8 protein-coding genes are annotated in these 15,444 nt (G+C 43.5%); all 8 read left to right on the forward strand.

All coding sequences use genetic code 11. The features are described from left to right. Positions 1-569 precede the first annotated feature (569 nt). The 8 genes from NG798_RS07850 to NG798_RS07885 all read left to right on the forward strand — a co-directional run bounded on the left by NG798_RS07850 (position 570) and on the right by NG798_RS07885 (position 15,420). On the forward strand, positions 570-1,814 hold the full coding sequence (locus NG798_RS07850) for a WecB/TagA/CpsF family glycosyltransferase (RefSeq protein ID WP_261221699.1): 1,245 nt from the start codon (positions 570-572) through the stop codon (positions 1,812-1,814). Between the two features lie 155 nt (positions 1,815-1,969). Then, positions 1,970-3,160, forward strand: a complete 1,191-nt coding sequence (locus tag NG798_RS07855; RefSeq protein ID WP_261221701.1) for a glycosyltransferase family 2 protein — start codon at positions 1,970-1,972, stop codon at positions 3,158-3,160. A 93-nt stretch (positions 3,161-3,253) separates the two neighbouring features. Next, the gene (locus tag NG798_RS07860; RefSeq protein WP_261221703.1) at positions 3,254-6,859 is read left to right on the forward strand and encodes a non-ribosomal peptide synthetase; all 3,606 of its coding nucleotides are present in this window, start codon (positions 3,254-3,256) and stop codon (positions 6,857-6,859) included. 26 nt (positions 6,860-6,885) lie between these two features. Further along, positions 6,886-9,153: a polysaccharide biosynthesis tyrosine autokinase gene (locus tag NG798_RS07865; protein ID WP_261221705.1), complete on the forward strand. Its 2,268-nt coding sequence runs from the start codon at positions 6,886-6,888 to the stop codon at positions 9,151-9,153. A 145-nt stretch (positions 9,154-9,298) separates the two neighbouring features. After that, complete coding sequence (locus tag NG798_RS07870; protein ID WP_261221706.1) at positions 9,299-9,898, forward strand: hypothetical protein; 600 nt, start codon at positions 9,299-9,301, stop codon at positions 9,896-9,898. A 121-nt stretch (positions 9,899-10,019) separates the two neighbouring features. Next, on the forward strand, positions 10,020-10,667 hold the full coding sequence (locus NG798_RS07875) for a hypothetical protein (protein ID WP_261221708.1): 648 nt from the start codon (positions 10,020-10,022) through the stop codon (positions 10,665-10,667). Positions 10,668-10,749: 82 nt separating this feature from the next. Then, a complete protein-coding gene (locus NG798_RS07880) occupies positions 10,750-11,496 on the forward strand; it encodes a pentapeptide repeat-containing protein (RefSeq protein WP_261221709.1) in 747 nt (248 codons plus the stop codon). Positions 11,497-11,949: 453 nt separating this feature from the next. Continuing rightward, positions 11,950-15,420 (forward strand): DUF4347 domain-containing protein, encoded by a 3,471-nt coding sequence (locus tag NG798_RS07885; RefSeq protein ID WP_261221710.1) that lies wholly within the window; start codon positions 11,950-11,952, stop codon positions 15,418-15,420. Positions 15,421-15,444: the final 24 nt, after the last annotated feature.

Consider the following 15,444-nt stretch of genomic DNA (forward strand, 5'->3'; position numbering starts at 1 on the left):
AGCTTTCATTCCATAACAATTTCTTAAATTCCCCCTAGGGGGAGATTTGGATCTTGCCGTCTGAGTGATTGACTTATAGGTAAGCAAGTCTTCATTTCAGAGGAGATGAGTTCGCTTAAAAGTATTTTAGCAAACTCATGGAACAAATACTACTGTTTTCCGACCAATGAAAAGTAGATTTCTCTTGCCCTTTTAGAAAAGAGGTATGATATGCTGGTCGATAACCCCGTATGGGTATTTATTCTCTCTCTCTGGATTGCAGGCACAAAAGCTTGTTAGCGTTCGCTTCACGGCCCTTCTGGGCAATGCGTTTGCTATAGATGTTTTATCAGGTTGTAAAAAATACATTTCGTTGCAGGCGACCGCCGCTTGCAGGAAGCAGACGCAGAAATAATTGCCACCCTCTTGAGCGATAGAGTAGACATTTGATGGAAGGTCTGTAAACTTTCAATGAACCAGCAAGAAAGTCCCGTTTGCCTTAACAAAAAATAAGCGCAAGTAGGACGAAAAGAATTAAGCCTTTAAAGCAGACGGGACTTTTAGTAGGAGATAAGGAGGAAAGGTTACAAATGAGAAGAATACCAGTTTTAAATATTGGCATCGATAACTTATCCACGTCAGAATTGTTGCACAAGCTGGATTTGTATGGAGGGTTGATCTTTACGCCTAATGTTGATCACCTTGTTAAACTCCAAAACGATAAGGAGTTTTACGAAATTTACCAGCAGGCAGATTACAAAGTTTGTGACAGCAAAATATTAATTTATTTGGCAAAATTTTTAGGAACGCCTTTGCAAGAAAAAATTTCTGGTTCAGATTTATTCCCGGCTTATTACAACTACAACCGAGCCAATGAAAAGGTTAAGATATTTTTATTGGGTGCCGCAGAAGGAGTAGCGAAAAAAGCCCAGCAGAAAATTAACAAAAAAGTGGGTAGGCAGATTATTATTGGGTCTTATTCTCCGCCCTACGGATTTGAAAAAGACGAGGCGGAGTGCCAAAAAATCATTGATTTGGTGAACGAGTCTGGGGCGACAGCCTTAGCAATGGGAGTGGGTTCGCCAAAACAAGAAAAATGGCTGGCTAAAAATCGAGACAAGCTGAAAAACATCAAAGTTTTGATGGGAATTGGGGCAACCATAGACTTTGAAGCCGGTAACGTTCCGAGGGCCCCAAAATGGATGAGCGAAGTGGGGCTAGAGTGGTTTTATAGACTGAGTTGCGAACCGAAGCGCTTGTGGAAGCGATATATGCAGGATGACTTACCGATTTTCTGGTTAGTATTTTTGCAAAAATTCGGTTTTTACCGCAATCCCTTTGCCCAACAACTAGAACACAAACCCAAACAAGTTTACTCGCACAAACCGATAGGTCAGGTATTGCAAAAAGCCGGGTTAATTTCTGATGAACAAATCAAATATGTTTTGAAAACCCAAGCTAAACAACGGCACTTTCGGTTTGGAGATTTGCTAGTAATGCGGGGGTGGATCAAACCGGAAACCGTTAATTTTTTTGTCGAACACTTGCCTAAATTAGCGACAGCCCAAAATCCACAGCCGATTGGGCAGTATCTCAAGGCAGCAGGCTTACTTGAAGAATGGCAAATCAGCACGATTTTAAAAGAACAACGCCAGCATAATTTGCGCTTTGGGGAAGTAGCGGTAATGAAAGGCTGGGTCAAACAAGAAACCATAGACTTTTTCCTCCATCATCTCGGTGGGGGAAATTTATCTGTAGCTACTGAGATGGCGGGAACGATGAGCAGCAACCCGTCAATGCGGCATTCCTACGCTGCAAGTTCGTGGATCAAGTAATCGCTGTCGCCGGCCCTAGCCAAACCTGAATTTTGATTTTAAAATTTTTGGTAAAAACCTGGGTGATTTTGTCAAAAAAGTTGATACTTTTTCACCCGGTTTGCCATTGCGATTAATTTGATGACTCACTGCGGCGTTTACCCAATTTGGAAGCTATGTATATCCTTGATTTGATCTTGTTGGCAATCGGCCTGGGGTTATTGATTCCTACAGGAGTTTTGTTTGTGGAGTGCGTAGCTGCTGCTGTGGCACCGGCAAAAAGTAGGGCTGTTGAATCACGTCGTCCAACCATTGCTGTTTTGGTACCGGCCCACAATGAAGCCGCAGGCATTGGCGCGACTTTAAAAACAATTGTGCCGCAATTATTACCAACTGATCGGTTGGTGGTTATTGCCGATAACTGCACCGATAATACCGCAGAAATTGCCCACGCCTGTGGTGCCATTGCCATTGAACGCCACGACACCAATAATCGGGGCAAAGGCTATGCCTTAGATTACGGTTTAAAGTTTCTGGCAAATTCGCCGCCCGAAGTTGTAATTATCATCGATGCAGACTGCATCGTGGAAGAGCAAGCTATCGAAAAAATAGCAGGCACAGCATTACAAACTAACCGGCCGGTGCAGGCGACTTATATAATGGAACGCCCCGAAACTCCCAGCGCAAAAAACTTGATTTCTGCTTTAGCTTTTACTGTCAAAAATTTAGTGCGCCCTGCTGGCTTAAAACAGATTGGTTTGCCCTGTTTGCTAACAGGCACCGGCATGGCGTTTCCTTGGGCAGTGATTGCACAAGCCCCGCTCGCTAGTGGCAATATCGTAGAAGATATGCAATTAGCAGTGGATTTAGCGCTGGCGGGTCATCCAGCAATATTCTGCCCGGATGCAAAAGTTACGGGAGTGTTGCCAAATCAAACCGCTGCGGCTACGACTCAAAGAACCCGCTGGGAACATGGCCATTTGCAAACCTTGCTCACACAAGTTCCCCGCTTACTGCAAGGAGCTTTTAGCCAAAAACGCTTTGATTTAGCGGGGCTGGCTCTCGATTTAAGCGTCCCCCCTCTATCGCTTTTGGTGATGCTTTGGCTGGCTGTTATGGCTGTGGCAATTGTTATAAAAATTGCCGGGGGTTCTTGGGTTCCGACTTTGTTTTTAGCCAGCCTTGGGGGGTTGATTTTAGTTGCTATTTTCACCGCTTGGGCAAAATTTGGCCGGTCGGATTTTCCGCTTTCAACTCTTTTAGCGGTGCCGGTTTATATTTTGTGGAAAATTCCGGTTTATTTGGCTTTTTTGGTGCGCCGACAAACTAACTGGGTTCGCACTCAGCGAGATGCCGGGAGTACCTAAGTTAACTATCGCAAAAAATGCCGGTGAAAGGGCTTTGAGCAAGCGATAGGAAATATATTTCTTAAGTTTTTTCTTCGCTCCGATGCACTACCTATGAATACTCGCAATTTTAACAAAACCTCTGATAACTCTCCCCAAAATATAGAAACTCCTCAAGTTTCTAACTCAACAGGCTCGTTTTTAGAGTCGGGGGCAAAACCAGTACAATTTTGGCCTGAGTTTTTAAAAGATTTAGCGCCTCAAAGCCTCGGAGATTTCCTGAGTTTGAGTTCAAAAAAAAACGGTGAAGATTCGGAAAATTACACCCTGCCGGGTACACAAGAAATTGGATTATCTTTAAGGCCAACTTCTTTTTTAAAAGCAATTGCTCAAAAAAACTCGATAGAATTTTCCGTTTTGATCCAAGCCGCTTGGGCGATTTTGTTGAGCCGCTACACTGCTGAAAAAAATGTGGTGTTTGGGGTGACACCAACATCGGGAAGTTTTAATCCTTTGCCGATGCTAGTTTCTGTTGAACCCGAACAAACTTTTATCTCTTGGGTTAAACAATTACAGAAATTATGGATGATTTTGGCGGACTACCGGCACACTCAAATCGAGGAAATTAAAGAATGGCTTAATTTTCCGGCTGGGGCGAATTTATTTGAACATTTGTTAACTTTTGATGGCGATTTTCCAAGCAATTTAGATGTTAATAAATTTGGGTTGGTTGTGGCTGCTTCTGTAGAGACAGAAGTGGTGATCAAAATTCAATATAACCGGGGAAAGTTTAGCGATAGCACGATCTATCGGCTGCTTTTGCATATTAAAACTTTGCTCGAAAATATTGCCTTAAATCCAAATCAACTGATAAAGGAAATTTCCAATCTCTGCGGTGCGGAATACCATCAAATAATGGTGAAGTGGAATAAAACCGGCTACGAATATCCTGAAAATCGCTGCATTCACCAACTTTTTGAAGAGCAAGTTACGCTGCTACCTGATGCGCCGGCGCTGGTTTGTGGAGAAAAACAACTGTCGTACAATCAACTTAACCAAAAAGCAAATCAACTAGCTCATTATTTAAAAAATTTGGGAGTTTGTGCTGAGATTCCGGTTGTGATTTGTCTGGCTCGAAGTGTTGAGTTAATGGTGGCAATTTTGGCGGTGTTAAAAGCAGGCGGTGGTTATGTGCCGGTTGATCCTGAGTATCCCCGTGAACGAATTTCTTTTATTTTAGAAGATGTGAAAGCGCCGATTTTATTGACAAGCAAAAATTTGTTAAATGAACTGCCGTCAATTGAAGGGAAGGTTATTTGTTTAGATCGTTTGGAGGATGAAATTTCCACCGGCAACTCTGAGAACCCAATTTGTGAAATTACCCCGGAAAATTTAGCCTACATTATTTATACTTCTGGCTCTACCGGCAAACCGAAAGGGGTTTTAATTCCTCATCGGGGTGTAGTTAATCACAGTTGGTATATGGCAGAATTTTTTGGCCTTACCCCTGCTGATTCTGTTTTGCAATTTTCAACGATTAGTTTTGATATTGCTGTTGAAGAAATTTATCCGACTTGGTTTCGGGGGGCGACGCTGGTTTTAAGAACTGAAAATATATTAGCATCGGCGGCAGAATTTGTCAAATTTTCTCAGCAAAATCAAATTAGTGTTTGGAATTTGCCAACGGCTTTTTGGCATGAATTAGTATATGGATTTTCTGTGACAAAACAAGCGCTACCTGAAGCTTTGCGGTTAGTGGTAGTGGGGGGAGAAAAAGCGTCTGTAAAAGCTTATGAAACCTGGCGACAATTAGCGGGGGTAGAAAAAGTACGCTGGGTGAATAGTTACGGGCCCACCGAAACAACGGTGACAGCAACTTTTTATGAACCAGGGTCAGAAATACCGGAAAAATTACCGATAGGTCGGCCTATTGCTAATACCCAAGTCTATATTTTGGATGAAAATATGCAGTTGGTGCCGGTGGGTGTGCCGGGGGAATTGTATATTGGGGGTGCCGGTGTGGCTAAAGGATATTTGAACCGGCCAGAAACTACAGCAGAACGGTTTATTCCCAATTTATTTGTGACGTTCCCAGAAAATTTTTCGCAGGGGAAAGAAAATTCTGAGGCGACAAAAAATGTGTACGGTTCACAAAGGCCAGAAAATCAGAGAAATGGCGGTCAAAATTCCCAGCCAAAAGAAAATGCCTCTCGTAGCAGAGAAAATTCTAAGTTTTACCCTGGCTACCTTTACAAAACCGGCGATTTGGTCAGGTATTTAGCGGATGGAAATATTGAATATGTGGGGCGATTGGATTTCCAAGTTAAGATTCGGGGATATCGGATTGAATTAGGAGAAATTGAAAAAGCCCTCGAAGAACATCCAGAGGTAGCACAAACCGCTGTAATTGCTCATGTAGATAGCAGCGGCGAAAAGCGAATTGTGGCTTATGTAGTGGCGAAAGAAAACGGCAGCTTAGAAGAGAAAAAATTGCGGGAATTTTTGCAAGAAAAATTGCCGAAATATATGATGCCCTCGGCTTTGGTGGGGATGGAAGTTTTGCCGGTGACAGCCAACGGAAAAGTAGACAGAAAAGCCTTGCCGGTGCCGAATTTTGAACGCAGCGAGGAAGAAGCCGATTTTGTGGCCCCCCAAGATGACTTAGAATTGGAACTGAGCCTGATTTGGGAGAAAATTTTGGGTGTCAAAAATATTGGCATACACGATAACTTTTTTGAGTTAGGGGGACATTCCTTGCTGGCGGTGAGGCTGCTGGCAGAAATCGAGAATATTTGGAAAAAAAGGTTTTCGATTACAGCTTTTTTAGAAGCCCCAACAATTCAAACGCAGGCTCAAATTTTACGAGGAGAAGGATTAACTGCCAACAATTCGTCTTTGGTATTGCTGAATCGGGGTGGACAAGGAGTGCCGTTATTTTGTATTTATGGAATTTTGCTTTACCAGCCCCTTGCTCGTCATTTTGACGGCGAAAGAGATGTTTATGGGCTGTACCTTCAGGCAGAAATTGACTTACTTAAAGATGGGGTAACAGAAAAACAAAAAGCAGAATTAACAAGCGTTCGTTATTTAGCGAGTCAGTATCGCCAAATTATCCAAGAAAAGCAACCGACCGGCCCGTATTTTTTGGCCGGAGAATCCTTTGGCGGCTTGGTGGCGCTGGAAATCGCCCAGCAATTGCGTCAGCAGGGAGAAGAGGTGGCGTTGGTTGGCTTATTTGATACTTTGGCGCCGGATCTGATGACGCGACTACCCTGGCACAAAAGAATAGGGTTTCATATCGAGAATATGCAGCGAGATGGAGGACAGTACCTTCTGGGTAAGTTACAACAAAGAGTAGAGGCTGCTAAATCTCAATTTCTCAGCTATGGGGGTAAATTTACCCTTGGCTGGCAGAAACCAAAGGCAGAAATCGTGGCAACTCCCTTGCTAGAAGCGCTAACGCGCCGTGTACGAGACAACATGATCGATCAGGCAATGCAGAATTATAAGGCCGAACCTTATGCGGGTAAAGTCGCTTTATTTCGAGCGCTAGATAGTTCGCAATTTGAGTGGTATTATACTGATCCGAAATTGTGGTCTAAGGTAGCAGTAGGAGAGTTGCAGGTTTATCAAGTGCCGGGTGATCACCTGGGGATTCTCAAAGAACCCAATGTGACAGTTTTAGCAGAGTTTCTGAAAAAATCTTTGCAGCAAGGATAAGAGGCAATACCGTGAGGCAAAACAGGATGGAAGTCGAGCAAATTTCCCCAAGGATATCTGATAATAAACCGGGCAAACATTTACAAGATTTTCCCGAAGATGGGGAGCAATTGACGAGCCAATCACCGAGTAAAGGTTTAAATTTGCGCCCTTTGATGCGGTTATCTTTGCGGCGGTGGTATTTGATTGTTGGTTTCACGGCGTTGGCGGCTACAGCGGTTTGGTTGTTGGGTTTAAAAAAGCCGTCGGTTTATAAAAGTAGTTTTCGGTTATTAGTTGAGCCGGTGACTTCGGAAGCAAAATTAGCTGAACCGACAACGCTAACTCGCAGTGGAGGGATGCCGAGTGAGGGAATGTTTGCGTTAGACTACGCGACACAAATTCAAATTTTAACAGATAATCAAATGCTGTCTAAAATTTTAGAAGATGTGCGGGTTCGCTACCCTCAATTATCTTATGGTGCTCTCAAAGAAGGATTAACTGTAGAACGTGTGGGACAGGGTGATTCTGCTCGCACAAAATTAATAGAAGTTAGCTATCAAAACCACAATGCTGATGTGGTGCAGTTGGTTTTAGAGAGAACCGCTTATCGGTATTTAAAATATAGTTTAGAAGAGCGGAAAAGTCGTCTCAGCCAAGGGGTAAAATTTATCGAAGAACGGCTGCCGAAATTGCAAACTCAAGTGACGACGCTGCAAGCGCAATTGCAAAAGTTACAAGAGCAGTATGATTTGTCTGATCCCAAACAAAAAAATGATTTTTTGTATAAACAATTTCAAGATGTAACGGCGCTGCAATTAGATACGCAACGACAGCTAAAAGAAAATCAAGAACTTTATGCCAACCTTCAACAACAATTACAACTTACTCCTAGCGAAGGGTTAGCGGCAACAGCTTTAAGTGAAAATCAAAATTATCAGCAACTTGTCACCAAATATAAAGAAGTTGAACGACAAATTGCTACGGAGTCGGCGCGGTTTCAAATGGGGAGCCCGCAAATGCAAAATCTTGAAGCTCAACGCCAAAATTTGCTGGGTTTGATGCAGCAAGAAACGCAACAAATTGTCGGCGCAAATGTAACCACTTCTGGGGAAAATGGCGCTAACCTGGGAACGCAAAACCCGACTCGTTTAGTTTTAATTAAACAGTTGGTAGACACCGGCAATCAAATTAATGTGCTGGAAATTCGCAGCGCCGAAGTTGCCAAAGCAAAAGCCGATATTGAGCAACAACTTAACACAGTGCCGGCAATTTCTCGCCAGTATGATGACTTGCTACGCCAGTTAGAAATTGCCACAAAAACCCTTGATCAACTTTTAACGCAACGGCAAACGCTACAAATTGAAGCTGCTCAAAATGAGGTGCCTTGGGAATTGGTTTCTAAGCCGCAAGTATCGCGGGATGAAAAAGGCAACGCTGTGGCTGAACCGGCGGACTTGAAAAAGCAAATGACTCAGGCAATTATGGGAGGATTGCTGTTAGGTTTTCTGGCGGCTTTCTTGTTAGAAAAGTATCGCAATATTTATAATGGTACGCCTGATTTGGAAGATGCTGTAAAAGTGCCGATTTTGGGCGAAATTCCTTACTCAAATCTTGCAGCCAATCGGGTGGAAGATGGTAGGGAACAAAATAATCAGGCGCAGTTTTTTGATGCTTTTGAATCGCTTTATGCGAATCTGCGATTTTTATTTACTGACCGGCCTGTGCGTTCTTTAACTGTTTCTTCCGCCACCGCCGGCGATGGCAAATCAATTGTGGCTTTAAACCTTGCTAAAACAGCCGCAGCAATGGGGCATCGGGTGTTATTAGTAGATGCAGATTTTCGCTTTCCTCGCCTGCATCAGTTGTTGAATTTACCCAACCAAAAAGGTTTAACTGATTTACTTTCGAGCAATCAACCGGCCAATAATTTCATTCAGCGTCCCTTGGCAATGGATAACTTTTCGGTTCTCACATCTGGGCAACCTTTGCCTAATTCAATTCGCCAGCTTGCCTCGTCAAAAATGCAGTATCTCATCAAAGAATTTCAAAGCAATTATGATTTAGTTATTTATGATACGCCGCATCTTTTTAATTTGATGGACGCTCATTTTTTGGCAGATAATACCGATGGAGTTGTGATGGTGGTGGCGGTGGGCAAAACGCCGGCATCTGCTGTTACAAAAGTGATCAAACAGTTAGAAACCTATAGCATTCCTTGTTTGGGAGTTGTGGCAAATAACCTTAACCCCAAGGGCAAAAAAGCCCTACCAGCCACGCCGCCGGAAATGCTGGATGAGGTGGTGGTTGGTTAGGAGATGGTGGTTTTTTATTAACGGAACTGCCGAAAGGCGCAGTTAATAAAAAATCGCCCTTGTGGCAAAAACCCCTACCAGCAAAGCTTTAGCGTCCCAAAAATGTTAAAATAGCAACGATTGCAAGTTGGGAGAAACACCACACATGGGACGCCGCAAAGCCACCGTTACCTATACCGTAAAAGCCCACCCAGGAGTTACTATTACGGTGCCGGGAAAAGTTGATGATCAAAAAACCAGAGCAAGTGCGCTCGATGAAGCCTTGCGCTTGATGACAGAAGAAACCGGCCCGCTGGATAGTGATAGTTTCCCCGATGGGTTGGGAGTGGAAGATCTAATTTTTGTCGAAGCTTCCCACTCCGGGCTAACCGAAGCCGAAGAAACCCGGACGGAAAGAGAACTCGAACCTATGGAAAAAGCGGCAAAAACTGTTGCTGAATTCACGCTAAAACGGGCGGCTTTGCAACAACAACAAGCCAGCGCCCAAAAATATTTAGGGTTAATTGAGGCTGTATTTTCTCTGCAACCCCTCAGCGAAGAACAAATTGAAATGGCAACCGATAAAGCCTTCCCCAAAACTATCGAAAATTTAGCCATTGCCAAAATAGAATTTGATAAATTGCAGCCGCAAGCTGAAGACGCCTGGAAACTCTTAAAACCGGCCTTTTCCGCCGCTGAAGAACAAAAACCAGCGCCCAGCAACGGCACTAAACGGGAAAGTGAGCCGGTGGCCAAGGTAAAATAGCTGGTTGTCAATGGTCATTTGTTAAGGGTTTTTTGCCCCTAGACTAATGACTAATGACAAAACAAGGTAAACTCTAATATTGCACGTTAAATAGAGTCACCCGACTGCACGGAGTGAAACCTTGGGAATCGAGTTACGCAGTTATGTATATTTAGACAATTTGCAACCCCAGCACGCGGCGTATATCGGCACCGTTGCTCAGGGGTTTTTGCCATTACCGGGGGATGCGTCTTTGTGGATAGAAATCTCTCCGGGGATAGAAATTAACCGCATTACTGATGTGGCATTAAAATCTGCTACTGTGCGTCCTGGCGTGCAAATTGTGGAGCGACTTTATGGCCTCTTAGAAATACATTCTAGCAAACAAGGCGAAACGCGAGCCGCCGGCAGTGCAATTTTAGATATGCTTGGAGTGCGCCGCGAAGAATGTATTAAACCGCGTATTATTTCCAGCCAAATTATTCGCAATATTGACGCCCACCAAACGCAACTTATTAATCGTACCCGACGGGGACAACTTTTGCTGGCAGGACAAACGCTTTATGTGCTCGAAGTTGAACCGGCAGCTTATGCCGCACTGGCAGCCAATGAATCAGAAAAAGCAGCCTCTATTAATATATTAGAAATTCTGCCGGTGGGCAGCTTCGGACGTCTTTATTTAGGCGGAGAAGAACGCGATATTTTAGCTGCATCACGCGCTGCTATTGGTGCTATTGAAAATATCCCCGGACGAGATAGCCTTGCTGCCGGTGCGGGAAGGAAAGAATAAAAAACAACCAAAAACAAGAGAGTGGTGTCGTGATGCGATACATTGGAAAATTGGAAACTTGGGATTAGAAAAAAACCGGCTCATGGCAAATCAACAACATCTGGCACTGCTCAAACAAGGCGCAGTTAAATGGATTGAATGGCGCATCAAAAATCCCGACATTGAACTTGATTTAAGCGAAGCTTTTTTGAGTGGGGCAAATCTTCGCGGTGCCCAATTGCAGGGCGTAAATTTGCGACACTGCGACTTAGGCAACGCGAAACTAATAGCAGCTAATTTAAACCAAGCAAATCTCAGCCTTGCCAACTTATGCGATGCTGCCCTTGTGGAAGCTTGTTTAAATTCCGCTAACCTCACCGGCACTTATTTAATCAATGCCTTACTCAATGACAGTGATTTAACTAATGCCAATTTAATTGGTGCTGATTTGACTGGGGCAAATTTAACTGCTGCTGATTTAAGTTCGGCAAATTTGGTGGGTGCAAGTTTAAGAAAAGCCATTTTGCGCGAGGCAAATTTGTCTGGGGCAAGCCTTTCTCACGCCAGCGTCCAAAATGCCGAATTTATTAATGCTTATTTGTATAAAGTTGATTTCCAAAAAGCTAATTTATCCGAAGCTTATTTGAATGGATCTTATCTTTTTAAAGCCAATTTTACTGAGGCTGATTTGAGTGGGACAGATTTACGCTATTGCAACTTAAGCTATGCAAATTTGACTGGTGCAAACTTAAAAGGGGCAAAGTTGCGAGGGGCAAATTTAAAAGGGACGATTTTGGCAGGGGCTAATTTGGCGGGCGCTACTATGTCGGATGATACCTCACAGGAATGATGCGGAAATTACGCAAGCAAACTCAATAATAGTCGGCCTGGATTAGAAGTTTTCTGTGATAAAACAAGAGGCCGGTAGAAATGAGAATCGCTAAAAAACTAGACAAAAATCAGAAAAACAAACCACATAAACCAGTTAAATTGTTCCGGGGTAGATGGGATAGGGGAGTTGAGCTTTCTAAGATTTGCACAACTCCTCTACGCAAATACACGGAACTTTTATTTAAAATCCCACAAACTTTAAAGAATTTGATAGGGTTAATTATGAAGATATCACTCAAAAGGTAGAGGCAATCAACCGACCTCACTGTTACTTTAGAGAGTAGGTATCCGAGAAACAATCGAGCAGATACTTCGGGTTTCTGCCATTTAGTCCATGTCGAATTTGAGTAAAAATTAAGCTCAAACTCCAGGGTTGTATCTACCCAAAAATCTTTTACCTGGAGTCCACAAAATGTCTGTAAAATTATCTTCAACCCTTACAGAGAAAAACCTTCAACCCACTCCTGCTCGTTCTCTTGTCGTCATTGATAAAGGCGTAGAAAACTACCAAAGTCTCGCCGCCGGCTTGCCTCCCAACACCTCAGTAATTTTCTTAGAAAGTAATGCCAATGGCATTGAAACCATCACGAAAGAATTAGAAAAATATGCGTCACAAAATCAAAAAATTGATGCAATTTCTATTTTTTCTCACGGAAGCGCCGGCACTTTACAACTTGGCAACACAACTCTGTCAGCAGATAGCCTTGAAACTTATCAAATTCAACTGCAAAAATGGCAAACAGCCCTGAGTGAAAAGGCAGATATCCTGGTTTATGGTTGTGATTTCGCGGCTGGAAATGGCAGTGAATTGATTAACAAGTTGAGCCAAATAACCGGCGCTGATATTGCGGCTTCGACTGACTTAACCGGCAATGCGGCAAAAGGTGGAAATTGGAATCTCGAATATAACACCGGCAACATCGAAAGCACCAACCCTTTGTTAGCAGAAACCCAGGCAAATTATCAGGGAGTTTTAGCAACTATTACCGTTACCAATACAAATGATAGTGGTAGCGGTTCCTTGCGTCAAGCAATTGCGGATGCGGTTGCCGGTGATACCATTGCTTTTAATTTACCCGCCAATTCAGTTATCACCCTCAACAGCCAACTGGTGGTTAACAAAAGCATCACCATTGATGGTAGCGGTGCAGCAGGATTAACCCTCAATGGAAACAACGCAACCCGGATCATTTATAGTGATTGGGATTGGCAAACTCCCAACGGTTTTGTAATTAATCTCAGAAACCTTACCCTTGCCAATGGTAACACGAATGATGCCGAAGGCGGTGCCGGTGTTCGCACAGGATATTTAGGGCAATTAACTGTCGAAAACGTCACGTTTAGAAACAACATTGCTCAACAAGGTGCGAGTATTCGCGGCGGAAATGAAAGTAATATTACTGTCATTAACAGTGTTTTTGACAGCAATAATGCGACTTCTGGCACAACAGGTTTAATTCGAGAACGTGGTGCCGGTGGTATTACAGCACAAGGCGGAAATTTAACAGTAACCGGCAGTACCTTTAGCAACAATAAAGGTATTGTTGGCGCTGCAATAAACATCCTCAACACCAATTCAATTATCGAAAATAGCCGGTTTCTTAATAACGATACGACAGCCGGCGTTAACTTCTCCGGCTTTCAAAGTGGAAACGGCGGTGCTATTTATACCGATGGTGCCAATTCCCCCGGAGAAGTTGGCAGTATTATCGTCAAAAATAGCCGCTTTGAAGGTAATAAAGCAGCCGGTTTGGGGGGTGGATTGTTCTTAAGTGCCTATACACCTCATACCGTTTCAATTGAAAATTCCATCATCCAAAACAACGAAGTTATCAGAGATGCCAATAACAATGCTTTGGGTGGAGGAATTTACCATCAATCTGTGCCTTTAACTTTGACAAATTCTGCCCTTGCTAACAACAAAGCTGTTTATCAAGGAGGAGGTTTATGGTCAGATAAAGGTCAAGTTACTATCAGTAATAGTACCGTTTATGGCAACCAAGTCACAGATGCCAGTACCGGCTATGGCGGCGGAATTCGCATCGGCGGAACTAGCTTACCGGCTACCATCACAAACTCAACAATTGCTAATAACCGTGCTGGGTTTACTGTAGGTGGAATTTTGGCAGATAATACCACGCCAGTGACACTGAGAAATACGATTTTTAGTAACAACACTGCCGGCAATCCTTGGAATATTCAATACAACACCAACCGCGAATTAATCGATGGTGGTGGAAATATTCAATTTCCTGCCAAAGCTACGACTTTAGGCAATGATTATAACGCCACTGCAAGCATTACGATTGCCGATCCAAGATTGGGAACTCTGCAAGAAATTAATGGCGCTTTGGTGTTACCATTGCTGCCAGGAAGTGCTGCCATTGATGCAGGGGTAAATGTGGGCGCACCGGCAACGGATCAACGCGGTTTAGCACGTCCACAAGATGGTGATAATAATGGTTCGGCGTTGGTGGATAGTGGGGCTTATGAATTGGCGGGTAGCAGTCCAGAAATTCAAGTTTTGGAAGGCGCTACGGCGATTGCAGATAATTCCACAACGGCGATTAATTTTGGAACCACGAATCTAAGTACGCCAATTTCTAAAACGTTTACCGTCCAAAATATTGGCACTTCCGATTTAACTCTAAGCGGTTTATCATTGCCTTCTGGCTTTAGTTTGGTTGGCACTTTACCCGCTACGGTTGCTGCGGGGGGAACTGGGAATTTTGGTGTTCAAGTTGATGCTTTAGCAGCCGGCAATTTGTCGGGTGAAGTTTCATTTATCACCAATGATACTGATGAAAATCCTTTCAATTTTGCGATAGCCGGTGTTGTCAATTCTCCGACGCCAGATCCGACGCCAGATCCGACGCCAGATCCGACGCCAGATCCGACGCCAGATCCGACGCCCACGCCGACGCCAGATCCGACGCCCACACCAATAGAAGAAAATTGCCTTTCCGAGGAATTTCCCACACCGGCATTAATGCCAAATAGCGAAATTGCCACAACAATTCCTGGCACAGAAACGAATGATATCTTGATGGGAGATGCGTCAAATCAAACAATAAATAGCCTGGGAGGTAATGATATTGTTGTTGCACTGAGTGGCAGCGATAATATTGATGGAGGAATTGGCAACGATTTATTATTTGGCAACATGGGCACCGATTATATGGCCGGTGGTGAGGGGAATGATACAATTTTTGGAGGCAAAGATAACGATGCAATTCTGGGAGGAATTGGCGACGATATTCTGTTAGGAGATATTGGCGACGATACCCTAGATAGCGGTTCCGGAAATGATTTAGCCTTTGGAAATATGGGCAATGATTTTATTGCAGCCGGTGATGGGAATGATACAGTTTATGCCGGTCAAAATGATGACATTCTCAAAGGAGAATTAGGCGACGATATTCTACAAGGGGATGTTGGCAACGACAGCATTTCTGGAGGAGATGGAAAGGATTTGCTATTTGGCAATCAAGGTGCCGATTTAATCGATGGATGTGATGGGGATGATACCCTGTATGGAGGCCAAGAAAACGACTCTTTGATGGGGAATACCGGCAATGATTGGGTTTATGGAAATGCCGGCAACGATTTACTCGATGGTGGCACCGGCAATGATACCCTCATCGGCGGTAATGGAATAGATACCTTTGTTTTGGGTTCTCAAAAAGGAATAGATGTCATTACCAATTTTGAAATTGGGGTTGATTTCATTGGGTTAAGTGGAGGCTTAACGTTCAACGATTTAAACCTCACAGCCATTAACAATGACACCACAATCGCACTAAAAACCAGTGGTGAAATATTGGCGCAATTAAATGGCATCCAGCCAGCGTCTTTGACAGAGCAAAATTTTAGCCTGATTTAATATAGGGCTTAAGCAAAAAAACCC

This window comes from Ancylothrix sp. D3o (genome assembly GCF_025370775.1).
Lineage (GTDB): Bacteria > Cyanobacteriota > Cyanobacteriia > Cyanobacteriales > Oscillatoriaceae > Ancylothrix.

What these genes read in the sequence shown, in the direction of transcription:
- NG798_RS07860 (WP_261221703.1), top strand. Translation starts at nt 3,254, where the DNA reads ATGAATACTCGCAATTTTAACAAAACCTCTGATAACTCTCCCCAAAAT.
- NG798_RS07855 (WP_261221701.1), top strand. Translation starts at nt 1,970, where the DNA reads ATGTATATCCTTGATTTGATCTTGTTGGCAATCGGCCTGGGGTTATTG.
- NG798_RS07870 (WP_261221706.1), top strand. Translation starts at nt 9,299, where the DNA reads ATGGGACGCCGCAAAGCCACCGTTACCTATACCGTAAAAGCCCACCCA.
- NG798_RS07865 (WP_261221705.1), top strand. Translation starts at nt 6,886, where the DNA reads ATGGAAGTCGAGCAAATTTCCCCAAGGATATCTGATAATAAACCGGGC.
- NG798_RS07880 (WP_261221709.1), top strand. Translation starts at nt 10,750, where the DNA reads ATGGCAAATCAACAACATCTGGCACTGCTCAAACAAGGCGCAGTTAAA.
- NG798_RS07850 (WP_261221699.1), top strand. Translation starts at nt 570, where the DNA reads ATGAGAAGAATACCAGTTTTAAATATTGGCATCGATAACTTATCCACG.
- NG798_RS07885 (WP_261221710.1), top strand. Translation starts at nt 11,950, where the DNA reads ATGTCTGTAAAATTATCTTCAACCCTTACAGAGAAAAACCTTCAACCC.